Here is a 19,972-nt window from a genome sequence, read left to right as displayed (position 1 = left end):
CTTGTGGTGGCTATCGCCAAGTGCTAGAAATCTCAGCATTAGCTGTTTCAGTTCTTAGATAACTCTCCGTGGTGACATCGGCGATCGACCGCTGCGCCGCTCCAGGAGGCACGGTCCGCATGCTCCTGCTCCCCACCGGGATGGTGGCGCCCACCCAGCGCACCATCCCCGACTTCGACCTGGAACGTCCCGCGACGGCAGCCGAGGCCGTGGCGGCGGGGGCGACCCGCGGCGCGGTCTATGCGCAGGGCTGCAGCGACCTCTTCGCGCAGTTCCGCGAGGGTCTGGACTGCCGGACCCTCGTATCACTGGAGCGCATACCCGAGCTCGGCGCGGTCGAGTGGGACGGCTCGACGCTGGAGATCGGCGCCGGGGTCGACCATCACGCCGGCTCGCACGACGCCAGGGTGCGGGCCGCCCTGCCGGGCCTGGCCGCGGGCTGGGGCAGCATCGCCACCCAGCGGATCCGGCGACGGGCCACCCTCGGCGGGAATCTGATGGCGCGACGTACCCGGTACGAGATGTCGGTGATGCTGGGCGCGCTCGACGCTGAGCTGGACTTCCTGACACTCGACGGGACGGTCACCGTCCCGCCGGCCGCGCTGTGGGGCCGCGCGGAGCCGCCGGGCGGTCTGCTGCGCGCGATCAGGATCACGGACGTACGTCAGGTGTGGTTCGGATACGAGCGCTCGATGCGCCCGCTGATGACGGTGGCCGCAGCGGTCCGCGCGGGGACGGTCACGATGACCGTGGGCTCCGAGTACACCCGCCCGTACACCGTCGGCGCCCCGCTGGGCACCGACCCCACCGAGATCGCGGCCGCGCTGCCCGAGGCGATCGGCGACGCGGCCGGGAGCGCCCGCTACCGGCGCCATGTCGCCGCCGTGCTCCTCGGACGGCTGCTGGAACGACGCACCACCGGAGAGGGAGCCTCCCGATGAACAGCGACATGACCAGCGACACGGGCACCCGGCTCACGATCGACTTCGCCGTCGACGGCCGGCCGCGCACCGAGCGGATCGCACCCAACACTGTCCTGCTCGACCTGCTCCGCGAGCGTTACGGCATGACCGGTGTCAAGGCGTCCTGCGAGCGCGGTGTCTGCGGCGCCTGCACCACGCTGATCGACGGGACTCCCTCCGCGTCCTGCAGCGTCTTCGCGTTCAGCGTCGACGGGCGCGCGGTGGAGACCGTCGCGGGACAGGCCACGGGCGGGGAACTGAGCCCGGTGCAGCGCGCCTTCGCGGAGTGCGGCGGCTTCCAGTGCGGCTACTGCACCCCCGGCATGATCATGCTGACCACCGCCCTGCTGAGGGAGGACCCGGAGCCGGACGACGAGACGATCCGCTCCTGGATCTCCTCCAATGTATGCCGCTGCACCGGCTATCAGATGATCATCGACTCGGTACGCAGGGCGGCCGAGCTGATCCGTGACGACGAGCCGACCCGTGACACCGAGGACGCCCGATGAGCAGATCCCGTATCGGCACGCGCGACCGCCGCACCGACGCGACCCTCAAGGTCACCGGCGCGGCGCAGTACACCGCCGACATCCGGCTCCCCGGCATGCTGCATGCCAAGGTGCTCCGCAGCCCGCACGCCCACGCCCGCCTGGTGTCGGTCGACAGCGTCAAGGCCCGCGCGCTGCACGGCGTGCACGCCGTGCTGACCCGTGACGAGCTCGACGGACTCGACCCCACCTACGGCTACTTCATCAAGGACCAGCCGATCGTCGCCCTGGACCGGGTGCGGTACGCGGGCGATGTGGTGGCGGCCGTCGCCGCCGAGTCCGAGGCGGTGGCGCTGCATGCGCTGGAGCTGATCGAGGTGACGTACGAGCCGCTGCCGGCCGTCCCCGACATCGAGGCCGCTCTCGCACCCGACGCCCCGGAGCTCTTCGAACAGGCTCCGCCCGGCATCGTCCCTCCGTATGGAACAGGGGCCTTCGGTCAGCTCCGGCCGCGACCCAACGTCTGTTACGAGTTCCGGTACGAGACCGGCCCGGACTCCGTCTGGGACGACTGCGACCACATCTTCGAGGACTCCTTCACCTTCTCCCGGATGAATCACTTCCATCTGGAGCCGTTCGTCACGGTCGCGGATGTGCGCGGCGAGGAGGTCGAGATCTGGGCCTCCACCCAGAACCCGTTCCCGCTGCGCAAGGAGCTGGCGCGGGTGCTGCGTACCCCGGAGAGCCGGATCCACGTCCATGTGCCGTATGTGGGCGGCGGCTTCGGCTCGAAGCACAACTGCAAGACCGAGCCCATCGCCATCCTGCTGTCGCGGGCGGCCGGGCGGCCGGTGCGCTACTGCCTGACGACGGAGGAAGGTTTCCTCACGCTCAGCCAGCACGCCGCCGTCCTGAAAGTGAGGACGGGCGTCATGGCGGACGGGACGTTCGTCGCGCGCGAGAGCGAGGTGCTGCTGGACGCGGGAGCGTACTCCGACGGCAGCCCGCTCGTCGCGGAGAAGGCCTGCTACCGGATGCCGGGACCGTACCGCTGGCAGCACATCCGTTCCTCCTCGTCGTGCGTGATGACGACGACCACACCGGCGGGCCCGTTCCGCGGCTTCGGGGCGACGCAGGCCACCTGGGCGTCCGAGAGCCAGGTCGACATGATCGCCGAGCGGCTCGGGATGGATCCGTACGAGCTGCGCATGAAGAACCTCAAGCAGCTCGGGGAGCCGTTCGTGCCGGGCGAGAGCGGGATCGACAGTGATCTCGCCGAAGGCCTGGACGCGGTCGCCGACGCGCTCGGCTATCAGGGGCGCGAGCGCAAACCCCATCGCGGGATGGGGCTGGCCATCGGTTTCAAGGACGGCGGCGGGGTGAACAAGCCCGCGCAGGCCCGGGTGAAGATCACGGCCACCGGCTCGGTCTATGTCAGCTCCGGCACGGTCGAAATCGGCCAGGGCGCCTCCACCTCGCTCTGCCAGGTCGCAGCCGAGGTGCTCGGCACGGATCTGGAGCAGGTGCGCTACGCGCCGGTCGACACCGATGTCACCCCCTACGACCAGGGCACCAACGCCTCGTCCGGGATGACGGTGATGGGCACCGCGGTACTCAGGGCGGCCCAGGACGCCAGGTCGAAGGTGCTCGCTTTCGCGGCCGAGCAGCTCGGCTGCGATCCGGCCGAACTGACCCTGCAGGACTGGACGGTTCGGCGCGGGGAAGACGCACCGGTTCCGCTGCCGGGCCTGGTGGCGAGGGTCTTCGGCGGTACCGGGTACGAGTTCCACGGCGAGGGCTTCTTCAAGGCGCCGCTCTCCTCCGACGCCCCGCTGGAGTCCCCCTGCCTCTTCTGGGAGATCGGCTGGGCGGGTGCGGAGGTCGAGGTCGACCCGGAGACCGGAAAGGTGACGGTCCTGCAGCTGGTGGCGAGCGGGGATGTCGGCCGGGCCGTCAACAAGCTGCTCTGCCGCGGTCAGGACGAGGGCGCTGCCGTGATGGGACTGGCGCAGGCGATGTTCGAGGAGATGCGGTACGAGGACGGCGCGCTGCTCAACGGTGAGGCGCTGGACTACCGGGTGCCGATGGCCGAGGACCTCCCCGAGCGTTTCGTGTCGATCACCCAGGAGCAGGGGCACGGGCCCGGCCCGTTCGGCGCCAAGGGGGCCGGCGAGGGCGCGATGGTCCCGGTCGCGGCGGCCGTCGCCAATGCGGTGCAGGACGCCACGGGTGCGCGGGTGACCACCCTGCCGCTCTCCCCCGAGCGGGTCTTCGACGCGCTGCAGGCGCTGCCGCGGGAGCGCACACAGCTGCTCTGACCCGCACCGCTCCAACCGGCCCACGGCTCATCCGCCATGGGCCGGTGAGTCATGCTTGCACCTCGCTCACTATCAAAATGCCTGTTCGGACGGGGTTCACTTCGTTATGAAATTTAAGTACTTAGTTATTGACCCCTAAGACACTTCTTTCTAGGGTCGCCGCAACTCCTCTGTTCGCGGAAGGATCCCCATGTCAATCGTGGCCACCGGCCCCACCGTGAGCTCCATCTCGGCCAGGCTCGAACGCCTGCCGAGCTCTCGCTGGCACATCAAGGTCCGTACGCTCATCGGCGCCGTCACGTTCTTCGAGGCGTTCGACCAGCTGCTGACCGCCTCCGCACTGCCCGTCCTGACCGAACAGTGGAAGCTGAGCACCGGCCAGGGCACGCTGATCGTCACCAGCGGTTCGGTCGGCATGCTGCTCGGCGCACTCGTCGCCGGCTGGCTCGGCGACCGCATCGGCCGGGTCCGTACCGTCGCGCTCGGCGTGGCCGTGACCGCGCTGGCCAGCCTCGCCGTCGCCGTCTCGCCCGGCTTCGCCCTGTTCACCGCCTTCCGGTTCGTCCAGGGGCTCGGCATCGGCGGTGTCGTGCCCGTCGCCGCCACGTACATCAACGAGATAGCGCGCGCCGACCATCGCGGCCGGTTCGTGCTGCTGTACGAGCTCATCTTCCCGGCCGGTCTGGCCTCGGCGACCCTGGTAGCCAGTTGGGTGGTGCCCAGCTTCGGCTGGCGTGTGATGTTCCTGATCGGCGCCCTGCCCGTACTGCTGGTGGTCGTCCTGCGGCGTCAGGTCCCCGAGTCGCCTCGCTGGCTGCTCTCCCGCGGCCGGGTCGAGGAGGCCGAGCAGGTCATCGCCCGGATCGAGCAGGACGTCGAGAAGTCCATCGGCGCGCAGCTGCCGGAGCCCGGCCCCGCGACAGCCGTCGAGACGGCCCGCGGCGGCCTGCGCGACCTGTTCACCGGCCGCTATCTGCGGCGCACGGTGGTCGTCTCGGGTCTGTGGTTCGTCGCGTACTACGTCAACCACGGCATCGCGACCTGGCTGCCCTCGCTCTACACCAAGACGTTCGGCCTCGATCTGCGCACCGCGCTGAACTACTCGCTGCTGAGCAATGTGACCGGGCTGATCGGCTGTCTCCTCGTGGCCCTGATCATCGACCGGGTAGGCCGCCGGATCTCGCTCACCATCGGGCTCGGCGGCTCGGCGGTCGCCCTGCTCTCACTGGCCGTCTCCGGTGCCACCTCGGGCGGGCAGGTCGCGGTCTGGGCGTCGGTCGCGACGCTCTTCGTCTTCGCGACCAATGTCAGCCTGTACCTCTACACACCGGAGCTGTACCCGACCCGCAGCCGTGCGCGCGGGGCGTCGTTCGGCGGGGTGTGGAACAGGCTCGGTGTCATCCTCGGACCGATCGTGGTCGGCGCCATCATCGGCTCGGGAGGCAGCCTGACGATGGTCTTCGCCCAGCTGGGCTGCATGGCCGTGGTGGGCGCAGTGATCGCACTGTTCGCGGTGGAGACCAAGGGGAAGACGCTGGAGGAGCTCAACTCCTGAGCCGCCTCCCGACGCACCTACGGCTCCGGCCGGGACCGCGCAGAGCGGTCCCGGCCGGAGTCGTAGGTGCGAGAAGGATCAGCCGCGGTCGTACGCCGCGACCAGCTCGCCGGCCCGCTTCACATCGGCGGCGATCGCCACCAGCAGGTCGTCGAGCGAGTCGAACTTCGCCATCCCGCGGACGTACGCGAGGAAGTCGACGGCGACATGGAGTCCGTACAGATCAAGACCCACACGGTCGATCGCGTACGCCTCCACCGTCCGCTCCGTGCCGTCGAACTGCGGGTTCGTGCCGACCGAGATCGCGGCGGGCATCGTCTCGCCGTCCGCGTTCAGCCAGCCCGCGTACACGCCGTCGGCGGGGATCGCCGTGTGCGGCAGGGTCTCCACGTTCGCCGTCGGGAAGCCCATGTCGCGGCCACGCTGTGCGCCGCGCACCACGATGCCCTCGACACGGTGCGGACGACCCAGGATCTCGGCAGCGCCCTCCACATCGCCCTCGGCGACCAGCCGACGGGTGAGGGTGGACGAGAACGGCTCGCCGCCGCCCGCCTCGCCGCTCACATACAGGTCGATGACCTCGACGCTGTAGTCGTACGTCGCACCGAACTCGGTGAGAAGCTGTACGTTCCCCGCGGCCTTGTGGCCGAAACGGAAGTTGGGACCCTCGATGACGAGCTGCGCGTGCAACTTGTCGACCAGCACCTTCACGATGAAGTCGGCCGGCGCCAGCTTCGAGAACTCGGTCGTGAACGGCAGGATCAGCAGCGCGTCCACTCCCAGCTCGGTCATCAGCTCGGCGCGCCGGTGGTGCGGCGCCAGCAGCGGCGGATGGCTGCCGGGCCGTACGACCTCGCTGGGGTGCGGGTCGAAGGTCACGACGACCGAGGGCACGCCCAGCTCGCGCGCGCGGTCCACGGCCCTGCCGATGATCAGCTGGTGTCCGCGGTGCACCCCGTCGTAGGAGCCGATGGTGACGACGCTGCGTCCCCAGTCCTGGGGGATGTCCTCCAAGCCACGCCAGCGCTGCACTGTGACCGCTCCTCGCCCGAACCTGTGTACGTGGGTTTACTTCTTATGCAGGTCTAAGACTGCCATGCCCCCGGCCCGGGCCCTGCATCGGCATCGTCATCCCGGTGGACAGGGTCTCCACGGTCCACCGCGCGCCGGGGAGCGCGGTGATCGCATCGGCCTCGACGCGGCAGCTGCGGTCACCTGTCCCGTGCAGGACGAGTCGCAGCAGGCCGTCGACCGCTTCGTGTCTGGTGGCGACCGGGCCGCGGTCGTCCGCGACGAACCCCGTCCCGCGCGGCCCGCCGGCCGGATCGCAGATACGTACCAGCGTCGACCGGTCCCCGCTTCCCATGGTCCGACGTTAGGTCGGCGATGATCAGCGCGAGAACCACTCGGAGCAAATGCGCCCCCAAGTGCACCCCTGGTTCACTCCGAGCGCCTGCTCGTGGGGGTGAATTCGTGGGTGCCGGTGGACAGACACCTCGAGGGGGATCGTGGAGCGGGTACGGGGGGCTGCCCGCTCCACGATGGGCATCCGGCGTCCGGGGGCGATCCCGGCGCCGGCGGCCGGCCCTCAGCCGAAGACGGCGAGGCTCTTGGCCTTGCCCTTCTGCTCCTCGACCAGCACCAGGAAGGTTCCGTCGGGCCCGAAGACCGCGACCGGTCCCGGCGGGTACGAGGGCATGTCCAGCCGCACCCCGTTCAGCAGCAGCTTGGCCCGCTTCTCGTCCACGTCCCAGCGGGGGAACGCGGCGGCGGCGGCCTCCGCGACCGGCATCACCGTCAGCTCCTCCTGGTGCTGATCCAGCGTCCGCGCCGTATCGATACCGTACGGACCGACGCGGGTGCGCCGCAGTGCGGTCAGATGCCCGCCGACACCCAGGCCGGCGCCGAGGTCACGGGCGAGGGCGCGGATGTACGTACCGGAGGAGCAGACGACGGAGACGACCAGGTCGACGACCGGGGTCCCGTCCGCCGCGACCGCCTCACGGACGTCGTAGACGTTGAAGGACGAGATCGTCACCGGCCGGGCCGGGATCTCGAACTCCTCGCCGCCGCGCACCCGCGCGTACGACCGCTTGCCGTCGATCTTGATGGCGCTGACCTTGGACGGCACCTGCATGATCGCCCCGGTCAGCGCCGCGACACCGGCGTCGATGCCCTCACGCGTGACGCCCGACGCATCGGTGGACGAGGTGATCTCGCCCTCGGCGTCGTCCGTGACGGTGTCCTGGCCGAGCCGGATCGTGCCGAGGTATTCCTTCTCGGTCAGTGCGAGATGGCCGAGAAGCTTGGTGGCCTTCTCGACACCGAGCACGAGAACGCCGGTCGCCATCGGGTCCAGCGTGCCGGCATGCCCGACGCGACGGGTGCGGGCGATGCCGCGCATCTTGGCGACGACGTCGTGCGAAGTGAAGCCGGACGGCTTGTCGACGATGACAAGGCCGTCCGGCGTCCTGTTCTGCTGTGTCATTCGGAGGCTGAGTCCTCGTTCTCGTCGGACTCGTCCGCTTCGTCCTCCGGCTTGCGGTACGGGTCGGCGTCGCCCGCGTACTTCGCACCGGTGGACACCTCGCGGACCTCCGCGTCCTTGGCCCGCGCCTTGTCGAGGAGGTCCTCGATGGTGCGGGCGTTGTCCGGCAGGGCGTCCGGGACGAAGGCCAGGGTCGGCGTGAACCGGACCCCGGTCTGCCTGCCTACCTCGGAACGGAGCACGCCCTTGGCGCTCTCCAGCGCGGCGGCGGAGGCCGCCCGCTCCTCGTCGTCGCCGTAGACCGTGTAGAAGACCGTGGCCTCCCGCAGGTCGCCGGTGACCCGGGCGTCCGTGATGGTCACGAATCCGAGCCGCGGATCCTTGATACGCCGGTCCAGGGTCTCCGCGACCACGACCTGGATGCGATCGGCCAGCTTGCGGGCCCGCGCGTTGTCGGTCACCGGTCCGTCACTCTTCCTTCTGGGTTGCTTACGGTCCGACGCTTCCGGGGTCCGGCGCCTGCGCGTCGGACGGTGCCGCGTCGAACAGTTCTGACATTGTTCAGTCTTCGTCGCTGTGCAGCCGCCGTCGAACCGACAGCAGCTCCACCTCGGGCCGGGCGGCGACCAGCCGCTCGCACCGGTCCAGTACGTCTGTGAGGTGTCCGGTGTCCCCGGAGACCACGGCAAGGCCGATCTCTGCCCTGCGATGGAGATCCTGTCCGCCCGTCTCCGCCGCGCTCACCGCGTACTTGCGCTGCAGCTCGGCGACGATCGGCCGGACGATGGAGCGTTTCTCCTTCAACGACCGTACGTCGCCGAGGAGCAGATCGAAGGACAGTGTCCCCACATACATGTATGTCCGGATGTCCCGCCGGTTCGGGTTCGCGCCCTGCCAGTGCTTGACAGGGACACAAGAACCGTACACGGAACGGCCGGGGCCGATCGACGGGAATACGACCCGTCGACCGGCCCCGACTGTTGAGGTACGGGTCAGCCTCGCGGCTTCTCGCGCATCTCGTACGTGGCAATGACGTCGTCGATCTTGATGTCGTTGAAGTTTCCGAGGTTGATACCGCCCTCGTAGCCTTCGCGGATCTCGGTGACGTCGTCCTTGAAGCGGCGCAGACCGGAGATGTTGAGGTTCTCCGCGATGACCTTGCCATCGCGCAGCAGGCGCGCCTTGGTGTTGCGCTTGACCTCGCCGGAGCGGACCAGCACACCGGCGATGTTGCCCAGCTTGGACGAGCGGAAGATCTCGCGGATCTCCGCCGTACCGAGCTCGACCTCTTCGTACTCCGGCTTGAGCATGCCCTTGAGGGCCGCTTCGATCTCTTCGATCGCCTGGTAGATGACCGAGTAGTACCGGACGTCCACGCCTTCGCGCTCGGCCATCTGCGCGGCACGCCCTGCGGCGCGCACGTTGAAGCCGATCACGATGGCGTCGGAGCCGGTCGCCAGGTCGATGTCCGACTCGGTGACCGCACCCACACCGCGGTGCAGGACCCGGATGTCGACCTCTTCACCGACGTCGAGCTGGAGCAGCGAGGACTCGAGAGCCTCCACCGAACCGGACGCGTCGCCCTTGATGATGAGGTTGAGTTCCTGGACCAGACCGGCCTTGAGCGCCTCGTCCAGGTTCTCCAGGGAGAACCGGACACCCTTGCGGGCGAAGTTGGCGTTGCGCTCACGGGCGGCGCGCTTCTCGGCGATCTGACGGGCCGTACGGTCCTCGTCGACCACCAGGAAGTTGTCGCCGGCGCCCGGGACGTTGGTGAGACCGAGGACGAGGACGGGGGTCGACGGACCCGCTTCCTCGACGTTCTCACCCTTGTCGTCGAGCATCGCGCGGACTCGGCCGTACGCGTCGCCGACCACCATCGTGTCGCCGACCCGCAGGGTGCCTCGCTGGACCAGGACGGTCGCAACGGCACCGCGGCCGCGGTCGAGGTGGGACTCGATCGCAATACCCTGCGCGTCCTGCTCCGGGTTGGCCCGCAGGTCGAGCGAGGCGTCGGCGGTGAGGACGACGGCCTCCAGAAGAGCCTCGATGTTGAGGCCCTGCTTGGCGGAGATGTCGACGAACATCGTGTCGCCGCCGTACTCCTCGGCCACCAGACCGAACTCGGTGAGCTGACCGCGCACCTTGGTCGGGTCGGCACCCTCGACGTCGATCTTGTTGACCGCGACCACGATCGGCACGTCGGCCGCCTTGGCGTGGTTCAGCGCCTCGATCGTCTGGGGCATCACACCGTCGTTCGCCGCCACCACGAGGATCGCGATGTCGGTGGACTTCGCACCACGGGCACGCATGGCGGTGAACGCCTCGTGACCCGGGGTGTCGATGAAGGTGATCCTGCGGTCCTCACCGTTGACCTCGGAGGAGACCTGGTACGCACCGATGTGCTGCGTGATGCCGCCGGCCTCGCCCGCAACGACGTTCGTCTTGCGGATCGCGTCCAGCAGTCGGGTCTTACCGTGGTCGACGTGACCCATGACGGTCACGACCGGCGGACGCGAGACCAGAGCCTCTTCGCCGCCCTCGTCCTCGCCGAACTCGATGTCGAAGGACTCGAGCAGCTCGCGGTCCTCCTCCTCGGGGCTGACGATCTCGAGGACGAAGTTCATCTCCTCCGCGAGCATCTTCAGCGTCTCGTCGGAGACGGACTGCGTGGCAGTGACCATCTCGCCGAGGTTCATCATCACGCCGACGAGCGACGCCGGGTTGGCGTTGATCTTCTCCGCGAAGTCGGTGAGGGAGGCACCGCGCGACAGCCGGACAGCCTGTCCGTTGCCGCGAGGCAGCATGACGCCGCCCACCGACGGGGCCTGCATGGCCTCGTACTCCTGGCGCCTCTGCCGCTTCGACTTGCGACCACGACGCGCGGGACCGCCGGGACGGCCGAACGCACCCTGTGTGCCACCACGGGCACCGGGGCCGCCGGGACGTCCACCGAAGCCGGGACGACCGCCGAAGCCGCCGCCGCCACCACCGGGACGGCCTGCACCGCCACCGCCACCGCCGCCACCGGGACGACCGGCGAAACCGCCGCCACCGCCACCGGGACCGGCCGGACGGCCGGCGAAGCCGCCGCCACCGGGACGACCTGCACCGCCACCGCCACCGGGACGGCCTGCGCCGCCACCGGGACCACGGCCACCGCCGGGGCCACCACCGGGACGCGGGCCGGCAGCGGGACGCTGCGGCATCATGCCGGGGTTCGGACGGTTACCACCGGGCGCACCGCCCGGACGCGGAGCCTGCGGACGGGGCATGCCGCCCGGACTCGGACGGGCACCGCCCTGACCCTGCGGACGCGGGGCGCCACCGGGGCCGCCCTGCGGACGCGAGGCGCCCGGACGCTCCTGGCCGCCGCCGGGACGCGGGGCGCCACCGGGACGGGGTGCCTGCGGACGGGCCATGCCCGTCGAGCCACCGGAGGTGAAGGGGTTGTTGCCCGGACGGGGACCCGCCGGACGGGAGCCGCCGGGGCGCGGGGCGCCCTGGCCTGCGGGACGGGCCGGACGGTCGCCGCCACGGCCACCGTCACGCTCGCCGCCACGGCCGCCGTCACGCTGACCGCCGGCCGGAGCCGGACGGGCGGGGCGAGGACCGGGGGCGGCACCCGCGGGACGCGGGGCCTGCTGCGGCGCGGCCGGCTGGGCCGGGGCCGGAGCGGAGAACTCTGCTGCGGGCACCGGGGTGACCGGAGCGGGCTTCGGCGCGGGCTTGGGACCCGGACGCGGGCCCGCCGACGGCGCGGAAGGCGCGGCAGCGGAAGGGGTGCTGCCGGGGGCCTCGGCTGCGGCCGGCTTGGGGGCCGGGGCGCCGGGCTTCGGGGCAGCGGGACGTGCCGCAGCGGCCGGGGAGGGCGCTGCGGGCTTTACGGGCGCGGCCTTGCGAGGCGCGCCAGGCTTCGCAGCGGACTTGCCGGCGTTGCCGCCGGGCCCCTGCAGTGCGTCAGTCAACTTGCGTACAACCGGCGCCTCGATCGTCGAGGACGCCGAACGGACGAATTCACCGAGTTCTTGGAGCTTGGCCATGACGACCTTGCTCTCGACGCCGAACTCCTTGGCGAGTTCGTATACCCGGACCTTAGCCACTTCGCTCCTTTTAGGTCCGGGTTACCGCCGGACCGTCGCTACTTCATGGGCGTACTCATCGCGTACTCATCGAGTGCTCATCGCAATCTCGACCTACTTCCAACTCGCGAGGTACCTGACCGCACGGGGTCCCGTGCCGTTCTCGTTTCTTACGGTGTCACCCGCTCGACGTACCGCTGCACTTCCGCGGAATCGAGCGGCCCCTTGGCCTTGAAGGCCCGGGGGAATGCCCGGCGGCGAACCGCCAGGTCCAGACAGACAGTGACGGGGTGCACATATGCACCCCGGCCGGGCAGCGTACCGCGAGGATCGGGGACGCAAGCATCCTCGTCCACCGCGATGCGCAGCAGCTCGCTCTTGGCCGCTCGCTCCCGGCATCCCACACAGGTTCGCTCAGGGCAAGCGCGGGCGTGCGTCCGGCCAGACACGGTTAAGTCTACCTCCCCGCACCGACCTCACCCCTTTGGGGCAAAAATCGAACGGATGTTGTCGTGTTCTCAGCGGCATGGAGCGTGGATCTATATCCCCGGGGCCCATGTCGGGCCCGCGCTCCTGACCGTTTCGAGTCCATTTCCGGGACCGGACGGGTCCGCCGTCCGGACGGGCGCCGGTCCACTCCTCGGACCGGCGCCGGCCGATTCCGTACCCGTCAGTACCGGTCGGACCGGTCGCGGGCCCGCTCGGCCCGCTCCCGGTCGGCGATGTCCCGCTCGGCGTCGGTCTCGGTGTCCGGGCGGATGTCGATGCGCCAGCCGGTGAGGCGGGCGGCGAGGCGGGCGTTCTGGCCCTCCTTGCCGATGGCCAGGGACAGCTGGTAGTCGGGGACGGTGACCCGGGCGGACCGCGCTCCGAGGTCCACGACCTCGACCTTGCTCACCCGGGCGGGCGACAGCGCGTTGGCGACCATCTCGGCCGGGTCGTCCGACCAGTCCACGATGTCGATCTTCTCGCCGTGGAGTTCGGCCATGACGTTGCGGACACGACCGCCCATCGGGCCGATGCAGGCGCCCTTGGCGTTCAGGCCCGAGCGGGTCGAGCGGACCGCGATCTTGGTGCGGTGGCCCGCCTCACGGGCGATCGCGCAGATCTCCACGGAACCGTCGGCGATCTCCGGGACCTCCAGCGCGAAGAGCTTCTTGACCAGGCTGGGGTGGGTCCGGGACAGGGTCACGGACGGACCGCGCACACCCTTGGCGACCCGTACGACATACGAACGAAGCCGCAGACCGTGCGTGTACTCCTCGCCCGGCACCTGCTCCTGCACCGGCAGGATCGCTTCCAGCTTGCCGATGTCGACCAGGACGTTCTTCGGGTCCTTGCCCTGCTGGACGACGCCGGTGACGACATCGCCCTCGTGGCCCGCGTACTCGCCGAACGTCCTGTCGTCCTCGGCGTCACGCAGCCGCTGCAGGATGACCTGCTTGGCGGTCGTCGCGGCGATCCGGCCGAAGCCGGACGGGGTGTCGTCGAACTCCTTGGGCTCCTGGCCCTCTTCGAGGTCGGCCGGGTCCTCCTTCGCCCACACCGTCACATGGCCGCGCTCGTTGAGCTCCACGCGCGCGCGGCGGTAGCTCCCGTCGGTGCGGTGGTAGGCGATGAGGAGGGCCGACTCGATCGCCTCGACGAGCACGTCGAAGGGGATCTCCTTGTCCTGCGCCAAGCCCCTCAAGAGCTTCACATCGATGTCCACGGCTACGCCTCCTCTTCCTTCTTGTCCTTGCGGTTGAATTCGATCTCCACGCGCGCCTTGGCGATCTCGTCGAAGGCGACCCGGCGGGACGTGGGCCTGCGGCCCTTGACGCCCGGCACTTCGAGGTCCAGCCCGTCGTCGTCGACCGCGATGATGCGGGCCACCAGTTCGTCGGCGGCTCCCCCGGTGGTCAGCTGCAGCTTGACCAGGCGGCCGGTGGCACGTACGTAGTGGCGGTGCTCCGTCAGCGGACGGTCGGCACCGGGAGAGCTCACTTCGAGGACGTACTCGTCCTCGCCCATCGCGTCGGTCTCGTCGAGCTTCTCGGAGATCGCGCGGCTCAGCTCGGCGCAGGCGTCGAGCTCCACGCCCTCGTCCGAATCCACGATGATGCGCAGCACACGACGGCGGCCGGCCCGGGACACCTCGATCTCCTCGAGATCCAGCTCCTTGGCGCTGACGAGCGGTTCGAGCAGCCCGCGCAGCCTCTCGCTCTGGGTGGTGCTCATCCGGGTGACTCCTCGGCCGCGTGTGCTGTTGTGTGGTTCGTCGCGTGTCAGGTCAAAGGGTATCCGGTCCCGAGGGGTGTTGCCGTCCGCCGACCGCTCAGCCGCGGGTACGCTCGCCTGCGGTGATCACTTCAGGACAGATCCTGTCAGGACAGATCGACACCCGAAGGAGAACAGGTGCGGCGCACGGGGACGACGCGCAGGGGTGCGCTCACCGCGACGGGGGCGATCGCCCTGGGGGCGACGCTGGCCGGCTGCGGGGACGATGACGGCGGCGGCCGGAAGGACACCACGATCGCCGACGCGCGGGCCGCTGCGGCCCAGGTGGAGAACACCTTGCGGCTGACGGCCGCCACCACGAGCCGGGAGCTGCTCGTCCAGTACGACCAGGTTGTCAAGGCGCATCCGAGGACCGAGGCTGGACTCACACCGCTGCGGGACGCCGTACGGGCACACACGACGGCGCTGTCGCAGGGCGAGGGCGGGGCGCTCGCCCTCTCGCGCCCGCCCGCCACCGACGCGAAGGCCGCCGTCAAAGAACTGGCCGCGGCAGAGCGCCGTACCGCCGACGCGCATACGGCGACGCTGCTGAAGGCCCCTCCGGAGCTGGCCCGGCTGCTGGCGTCGATCGCCGCGGCGGGCGCCGCCCATGCCTACCTGCTGACCGAGCTGGCCAAGGAGACCTCGTCATGAGCGCGCAGACGCTGCAGGCTGCGCAGGCATCGCTGGCCGCCGAACATGCGGCGGTGTACGGGTACGGGGTGGTCGGCGGCCGGGTCGCCGACGGCCGCCGGGCGGAGGCCACGGCGGCGTACCACGCGCACCGGGCCCGGCGCGACGAGCTGGTGCGGACCGTGCAGGACCTGGGCGGTGAACCGGTCGCTGCGGATTCCGCGTACGCTCTGCCGTTCGCGGTGCCGGACTCGGCGGCGGCGGTGAAACTCGCCGCACTGCTGGAGGACCGGATCGCGGGCGTCTACTCCGATCTCGTACGGGCTGCCGGAGGGCCGCTCAGACGACAGGCCGCGGATGCACTGCGGGAGGCCGCGGTGCGTGCGGTCCGCTGGCGGGGCAGCGGCGTAGCCTTTCCCGGGCTTGCCGAGCGGTCCGCCGACGGAACCACCGGCACGGGCCGGCCGGCCGGGACCGCTGCGACGGCAGGGACCACTGCGAAGGCCGGGGCAGGTCCGACGCACTGAAGAAGGCTCTGAAAGGGAACACAGCACGTATGGGTTTCGAACCGCCGCAGCGTCTGGTGCGAGCGCTCGGCGAGGTGTACGGGGATCCGGCCGCCGCCGACTGGCTCGCACGGCTTTCCGCACTGACCGCCGAGGCGTTGTCCGCGAACGGGCCGGAGCTGACCGTAGAGCGGGTGGCCGCGCCCGGTGGGCGCAGCAGCCTGGTTCTGCTGGTGCGGCGCTCCGACGGCACCCCGGCGGCGCTGAAGATCGCTCCGTCCGGGGCCGCGCCCGAGCTGGAAAGGGCGGCACTGGCGCACTGGAACGGCTGGGGTGCGGTGCAGCTCATCGGCTCCGAGGGCGGCGCGCTGCTGCTGGAGCGGCTGCATCCCGAGGTCTCGCTGCGTTCGCTGCCGGAGGCGAAGGCGCTGCTGGAGGCAGCGGGGACGGTGCGGCGGCTGTGGGTCGAGCCGCCTGCCGGACACTCCTTCGAGACCGTCGAGGAGCGGACGGGCCGCCGGACCGAACCGATGCGGGCTGCCGCGAAGGCCGACCCGATGCTGGAACCGCTGGTCTCCGCGGCCCTCGCGGCTCGCGAGGAGCTGGTCGCCCACTCCCCCGAAGTCCTGCTGCTGCACGGCAACTTCCGCCAGAGCAAGGTACTGGCGGGCGAACGGGCGCCCTGGCTGACGGTCGGGCCGGAGCCGCTGGTCGGCGAGCGCGCCTACGACCTGGCGCGACTGGTACGTGACCGGGTGGAGGACCTGATCGCGTCCCCCGGCGGCGCGGCGACCGCCCGTCGCCGGGTCAACAAGCTCGCGGATTCGCTGGACGTGGACCGGGAACGGCTCCATGGCTGGACGCTGTTCCGTGCGGTGGAGTCGGGCACCCGCGCGCTGGCGGTCGGCCGTCGCCGGGAAGGCGAGCTGACCCTGGAGTTCGCCGGCTGGCTGTAGCCGTCACGACGGAGCCGCCCTGTCACAAACGGGCGAGGGCCCCCGCGCTGTCGGACAGCGCGGGGGCCCTCGTCGGTCTGAGCGGGCGTCAGCCCTGCGCGGCGAGACGGGCGATCGCCTCGTCGACCGTGAGCTCCTCGCGCTCGCCCGTACGGCGGTCCTTGAGCTCGAGGACGCCTTCGGCCGAGCGGCGGCCCGCGACCAGGATCTTCGGCACACCGATCAGCTCGGCGTCGGTGAACTTCACACCGGGCGAGACACCGGCACGGTCGTCGACCAGGACCCGGACACCCGCGGCGCCGAGCTTCTCGGCGACCTCGAGGGCCAGCTCGGTCTGGAGCGCCTTGCCCGCGGCGACGAGGTGGACGTCGGCCGGGGCGATCTCGCGCGGCCAGCACAGGCCCTGCTCGTCGGCGGTCTGCTCGGCGAGTGCGGCGACGGCGCGGGAGACGCCGATGCCGTACGAGCCCATGGTGACGCGGACGGGCTTGCCGTTCTGGCCGAGCACATCGAGCTGGAAGGCGTCCGCGAACTTGCGGCCCAGCTGGAAGATGTGGCCGATCTCGATGGCACGGTCCAGCTTGAGGCCGGCGCCGCACTTGGGGCACGGGTCGCCCGCCTCGACGACAACGACGTCGAGGTAGTCGTCGACCTCGAAGTCGCGGCCGCAGACGACGTTCTTGGCATGGGTGTCGGGCTTGTTGGCGCCGGTGACCCAGGCGGTGCCGGGGGCGATGCGCGGGTCGGCGATGTAGCGGACCTTCTCCAGACCCTGCGGGCCGACGTAGCCGCGTACCAGGTCGGGACGGCCCACGAAGTCCTCACCGGTGACCAGTTCGACGACGGCCGGGGCCAGGTGCTCGCCGAGCTTGCCGAGGTCGACCTCGCGGTCGCCGGGGACGCCCACGGCGACGATCTCTCCGTCGACCTTGACCAGAAGGTTCTTCAGCGTCGCGGAGGCCGGGATCCCGAGGTGGGCGGCGAGCGTCTCGATGGTCGGGGTGTCCGGGGTGTCCAGCTCCTCGACGGGGCCGTGCGCCGAGCCGTCCACGGGGGTGGCCTTGAAGGTCACAGCCTCCGTGTTGGCCGCGTAGTCGCAGGCGGGGCAGTCGACGAAGGTGTCCTCGCCGGCCGGGGCGGGCGCCAGGAACTCCTCGGACGCCGAGCCGCCCATCGCGCCGGAGACCGCGGAGACGATGCGGTGGTCGAGGCCGAGCCGCTCGAAGATGCGGATGTAGGCGGCACGGTGCAGCTGGTAGGCCTCGATGAGGCCCTCGTCGGTGGTGTCGAAGGAGTACGAGTCCTTCATCTGGAACTCGCGGCCGCGCAGCACACCGGCGCGGGGCCGGGCCTCGTCGCGGTACTTGGTCTGGATCTGGTACAGGATCACGGGCAGGTCCTTGTAGGACGTGATCTGATCCTTGACGACCTGGGTGAAGATCTCTTCGTGGGTGGGGCCGAGGAGGTACTCGGCGCCCTTGCGGTCCTTGAGCCTGAAGAGCAGGTCGCCGTACTCTTCGTACCGGCCGCTCGCGTCGTACGACTCCTTGGGGAGCAGCGCCGGCAGCAGGACCTCCTGGCCGCCGATGGCGTCCATCTCCTCGCGCACGACGCGCGTGATGTTCTCCAGGACCTTCTTGCCCAGGGGCAGCCAGGTCCAGATTCCGGCGGCGGTGCGGCGTACGTAACCGGCCCGGACGAGCAGCTTGTGGTTGAGCGTCTCGGCGTCCGCCGGGTCGTCGCGCAGTGTCTTGATCATCAATCGGGACATGCGCTGGACCTGGGCCATGATGAACTCCTGCTCGGAAGGGTGATGTGCAGGAGGTTAGCCGGGTGGTACGGGCGGGCGGAAATCGATTGGCGCCGTCCTAGGCCCGGCGGCGCAGCGGAAGAGGCGCTCCCATCACCGCGTACGGCTTGGGAGCGCTGGGAAACAGCACCTGCCGGGCCAGGTCCTGGTAGCCGAGCGTGCGATACAGACCACGTGCCGGGCTCTCCGTGTCGATGGCGGAGAGGATGGAACGGGGCTGGTCGACCGCGTCCGTGATGGTGGTGATCAGCGAGCGGCCGATGCCCTGGTTCTGGAACTCCGGGTGGACATGCAGTTCGGTGATCACGAACGAGTCGTCGAGCCAGTCCTCGGAGCCGGTGGCGCGCAGATAGGGCTCGACGACGGTGGACCACCAGTGGCCGCGCTCGTTCGGCATGCCGTACACGAACCCGATGAGCCGGCCGGCCGCGGTGGTGGCTCCGAGGGCGCGGGCACACGGGTGCTCCAGGTGTCTGAGGACGATGTGCCGGCGTACGTCGACCTCGTTCCGCCCGAGGCCGAAGGCGACGGCCTGCACGGCAAGCGCCTCGTCCACGCATGCGGCGAGATCGATCGGCCCGACCAGGACACTCGGAGTGTGGGCACCGCCCCCGGAAACTGCTGCCATGCGCCGAACCCTACTGTCCGCGCCGGGCTGCGGGATACGTGCCCGGGACGGCCGGAGGATCTTCGGACCGGCCTGGACGGTGCGCGGGGCCCGCCCGCAGCGGCTCCCTCCGGCGAGGTCAGAAGAGCACACTCATGAACGCGCCGACCTCACGGAAGCCGACCCGGGCGTATGCCTTGCGGGCCGCGGTGTTGTAGTCGTTCACGTACAGGCTGACGACCGGTGCGACGTCGGCGAGTGCGTGGCGCAGGACCGCCGCCATACCGGTCTCGGACAAGCCGCGGCCACGGTGTTCGGGGGCGACCCAGACACCCTGGATCTGGCAGGCCTGCGGGGTGGCCGCGCCGATCTCCGCCTTGAATACGACCTTGCCGTCCTCGATACGGGCGAAGGAGCGGCCGGCGCCGATGAGCTCGGCGACGCGTGCCTGGTAGAGGAGTCCGCCGTCACCGGCCAGCGGGGAGATGCCGACCTCCTCGGTGAACATCGCGACACAGGCCGGCATCAGGACGTCTATCTCGTCCTTGCGGATGCGGCGTACGAGAGGGTCGGGTGTCACATCGGCGGCGGGGCTCTCGGTGACCATGAGCGGCTGGTTGGCCCTGACCTCTCGGGCGGGTCCCCAGCCGGGTTCGAGAAGCCGCCACAGTTGTGCGGTCGCTTCGGCCGGACCGACGATGGAGGAGCAGCGGCGGCCAGCCCGGCGGGCCCGGTCGGCGAAGGCCCTGATGGCCTCGGGCGTGGCGCAGATGGGGACGAGATTGGCGCCGGAGTAGCAGAGCGACCGCAGTCGGCCGTCGGCGTACCAGCCCCACATTTCGCCGCCGAGGCGCCATGGGTCGAGTCCTGCGATCTGAACCCGGGACGTCACAAAAGCGTTGGCGACGGGCTCGCTCTCCAGGATGGCGAGCGCTGCGCCGAGGTCGCTGGGTTCGAGGACCCGGGTGGTGGTCTGCGTCAACACGAGGGGGCCTCACCATGCGGTCTGCTGATTTCCGCACTGTACCCAAAGAGGCTGGGAGACGCCGCCCCATGGCTGTCACCGGTATCTTCGGCCCACCGTGAGGTCTCTCACGACTGTGCCCCGCCGGGCGGTTCGTTCGCCGGGCGGGGCACAGTCATGGAGTGGGGACCGGCCTCAGCTGATGGAGACCTCGGGCTCGCCGGAGGCGATGCCGTCCTTCTCCATCTGCTCGGCGATCTTCAGGGCTTCCTCGATGAGCGTCTCGACGATCTTCGACTCGGGAACCGTCTTGATGATCTCGCCCTTGACGAAGATCTGCCCCT

At 70.3% G+C, this 19,972-nt stretch carries 18 protein-coding genes and 2 pseudogenes; 7 read left to right on the top strand and 13 right to left on the bottom strand.

The window, feature by feature from the left end; genetic code table 11:
- The first annotated feature begins 119 nt into the window (after nt 1–119).
- The 4 genes from ACIA8E_RS37245 to ACIA8E_RS37230 all read left to right on the top strand — a co-directional run bounded on the left by ACIA8E_RS37245 (nt 120) and on the right by ACIA8E_RS37230 (nt 5,323).
- The gene (locus ACIA8E_RS37245) at nt 120–941 is read left to right on the top strand and encodes an FAD binding domain-containing protein (protein ID WP_399305332.1); all 822 of its coding nucleotides are present in this window, start codon (nt 120–122) and stop codon (nt 939–941) included.
- Nucleotides 938–1,471: a (2Fe-2S)-binding protein gene (locus tag ACIA8E_RS37240; protein ID WP_399305330.1), complete on the top strand. Its 534-nt coding sequence runs from the start codon at nt 938–940 to the stop codon at nt 1,469–1,471. Before ACIA8E_RS37245 ends, ACIA8E_RS37240 begins: the two co-directional genes overlap by 4 nt.
- Nucleotides 1,468–3,768, top strand: coding sequence for a xanthine dehydrogenase family protein molybdopterin-binding subunit (locus ACIA8E_RS37235; protein ID WP_399305328.1), 2,301 nt, complete (start codon nt 1,468–1,470; stop codon nt 3,766–3,768). Before ACIA8E_RS37240 ends, ACIA8E_RS37235 begins: the two co-directional genes overlap by 4 nt.
- A gap of 190 nt (nt 3,769–3,958) precedes the next feature.
- Nucleotides 3,959–5,323 carry an MFS transporter gene (locus tag ACIA8E_RS37230; protein ID WP_399305326.1) on the top strand — a complete coding sequence of 455 codons (1,365 nt, stop codon included), beginning with the start codon at nt 3,959–3,961 and terminating at the stop codon, nt 5,321–5,323.
- Between the two features lie 78 nt (nt 5,324–5,401).
- Here the strand turns inward: ACIA8E_RS37230 and ACIA8E_RS37225 are convergent, their stop codons facing one another.
- From ACIA8E_RS37225 to rimP, 9 genes and pseudogenes are all read right to left on the bottom strand, one after another.
- Nucleotides 5,402–6,355: a bifunctional riboflavin kinase/FAD synthetase gene (locus ACIA8E_RS37225; protein ID WP_399305323.1), complete on the bottom strand. Its 954-nt coding sequence runs from the start codon at nt 6,353–6,355 to the stop codon at nt 5,402–5,404.
- A 136-nt stretch (nt 6,356–6,491) separates the two neighbouring features.
- Nucleotides 6,492–6,689: pseudogene (locus ACIA8E_RS37220) on the bottom strand (hypothetical protein); the annotation flags it as partial.
- 222 nt (nt 6,690–6,911) lie between these two features.
- Entirely contained in the window at nt 6,912–7,811 is a 900-nt protein-coding gene (truB, locus tag ACIA8E_RS37215) for a tRNA pseudouridine(55) synthase TruB (RefSeq protein ID WP_399305320.1), read from the bottom strand.
- The gene (gene rbfA / locus ACIA8E_RS37210) at nt 7,808–8,272 is read right to left on the bottom strand and encodes a 30S ribosome-binding factor RbfA (protein WP_399305317.1); all 465 of its coding nucleotides are present in this window, start codon (nt 8,270–8,272) and stop codon (nt 7,808–7,810) included. Before rbfA ends, truB begins: the two co-directional genes overlap by 4 nt.
- Nucleotides 8,273–8,372: 100 nt before the next feature.
- On the bottom strand, nt 8,373–8,666 hold the full coding sequence (locus tag ACIA8E_RS37205; protein WP_030933278.1) for a DUF503 domain-containing protein: 294 nt from the start codon (nt 8,664–8,666) through the stop codon (nt 8,373–8,375).
- A gap of 137 nt (nt 8,667–8,803) precedes the next feature.
- On the bottom strand, nt 8,804–11,914 hold the full coding sequence (infB, locus tag ACIA8E_RS37200) for a translation initiation factor IF-2 (protein WP_399305314.1): 3,111 nt from the start codon (nt 11,912–11,914) through the stop codon (nt 8,804–8,806).
- A 149-nt stretch (nt 11,915–12,063) separates the two neighbouring features.
- Nucleotides 12,064–12,342, bottom strand: coding sequence for a YlxR family protein (locus tag ACIA8E_RS37195; protein ID WP_078879240.1), 279 nt, complete (start codon nt 12,340–12,342; stop codon nt 12,064–12,066).
- Nucleotides 12,343–12,563: 221 nt separating this feature from the next.
- Nucleotides 12,564–13,604, bottom strand: a complete 1,041-nt coding sequence (nusA, locus tag ACIA8E_RS37190) for a transcription termination factor NusA (RefSeq protein ID WP_399305311.1) — start codon at nt 13,602–13,604, stop codon at nt 12,564–12,566.
- A gap of 2 nt (nt 13,605–13,606) precedes the next feature.
- On the bottom strand, nt 13,607–14,113 hold the full coding sequence (gene rimP, locus ACIA8E_RS37185; RefSeq protein WP_399305309.1) for a ribosome maturation factor RimP: 507 nt from the start codon (nt 14,111–14,113) through the stop codon (nt 13,607–13,609).
- Nucleotides 14,114–14,290: 177 nt separating this feature from the next.
- Between rimP and ACIA8E_RS37180 the strand changes: the two genes are divergently transcribed.
- The 3 genes from ACIA8E_RS37180 to ACIA8E_RS37170 are packed head-to-tail and all read left to right on the top strand — an operon-like array spanning nt 14,291 to nt 16,247.
- Entirely contained in the window at nt 14,291–14,806 is a 516-nt protein-coding gene (locus tag ACIA8E_RS37180; RefSeq protein WP_399305306.1) for a hypothetical protein, read from the top strand.
- Nucleotides 14,803–15,312 (top strand): ferritin-like domain-containing protein, encoded by a 510-nt coding sequence (locus ACIA8E_RS37175; RefSeq protein WP_399305304.1) that lies wholly within the window; start codon nt 14,803–14,805, stop codon nt 15,310–15,312. Before ACIA8E_RS37180 ends, ACIA8E_RS37175 begins: the two co-directional genes overlap by 4 nt.
- Before the next feature lie 29 nt (nt 15,313–15,341).
- The gene (locus ACIA8E_RS37170) at nt 15,342–16,247 is read left to right on the top strand and encodes an aminoglycoside phosphotransferase family protein (protein ID WP_399305301.1); all 906 of its coding nucleotides are present in this window, start codon (nt 15,342–15,344) and stop codon (nt 16,245–16,247) included.
- 88 nt (nt 16,248–16,335) lie between these two features.
- On the opposite strand, the gene ACIA8E_RS37165 is transcribed toward ACIA8E_RS37170, so the two are convergent.
- From ACIA8E_RS37165 to ACIA8E_RS37150, 4 genes and pseudogenes are all read right to left on the bottom strand, one after another.
- Nucleotides 16,336–18,036: a proline--tRNA ligase gene (locus tag ACIA8E_RS37165; RefSeq protein ID WP_399305298.1), complete on the bottom strand. Its 1,701-nt coding sequence runs from the start codon at nt 18,034–18,036 to the stop codon at nt 16,336–16,338.
- Between the two features lie 79 nt (nt 18,037–18,115).
- A complete protein-coding gene (locus tag ACIA8E_RS37160; RefSeq protein WP_399305295.1) occupies nt 18,116–18,685 on the bottom strand; it encodes a GNAT family N-acetyltransferase in 570 nt (189 codons plus the stop codon).
- Nucleotides 18,686–18,803: 118 nt separating this feature from the next.
- Entirely contained in the window at nt 18,804–19,649 is an 846-nt protein-coding gene (locus ACIA8E_RS37155; protein WP_399305292.1) for a GNAT family N-acetyltransferase, read from the bottom strand.
- Nucleotides 19,650–19,823: 174 nt separating this feature from the next.
- Nucleotides 19,824–19,972 (bottom strand): annotated as a pseudogene (locus tag ACIA8E_RS37150) (4-hydroxy-3-methylbut-2-en-1-yl diphosphate synthase); the annotation flags it as partial.

The organism is Streptomyces sp. NPDC051664 (assembly GCF_044453545.1).
Taxonomy (GTDB): Bacteria; Actinomycetota; Actinomycetes; order Streptomycetales; family Streptomycetaceae; genus Streptomyces.
The sequence above is the reverse complement of the archived record's forward strand: the minus strand, read 5'-3'. Positions and strand labels throughout refer to the sequence as shown.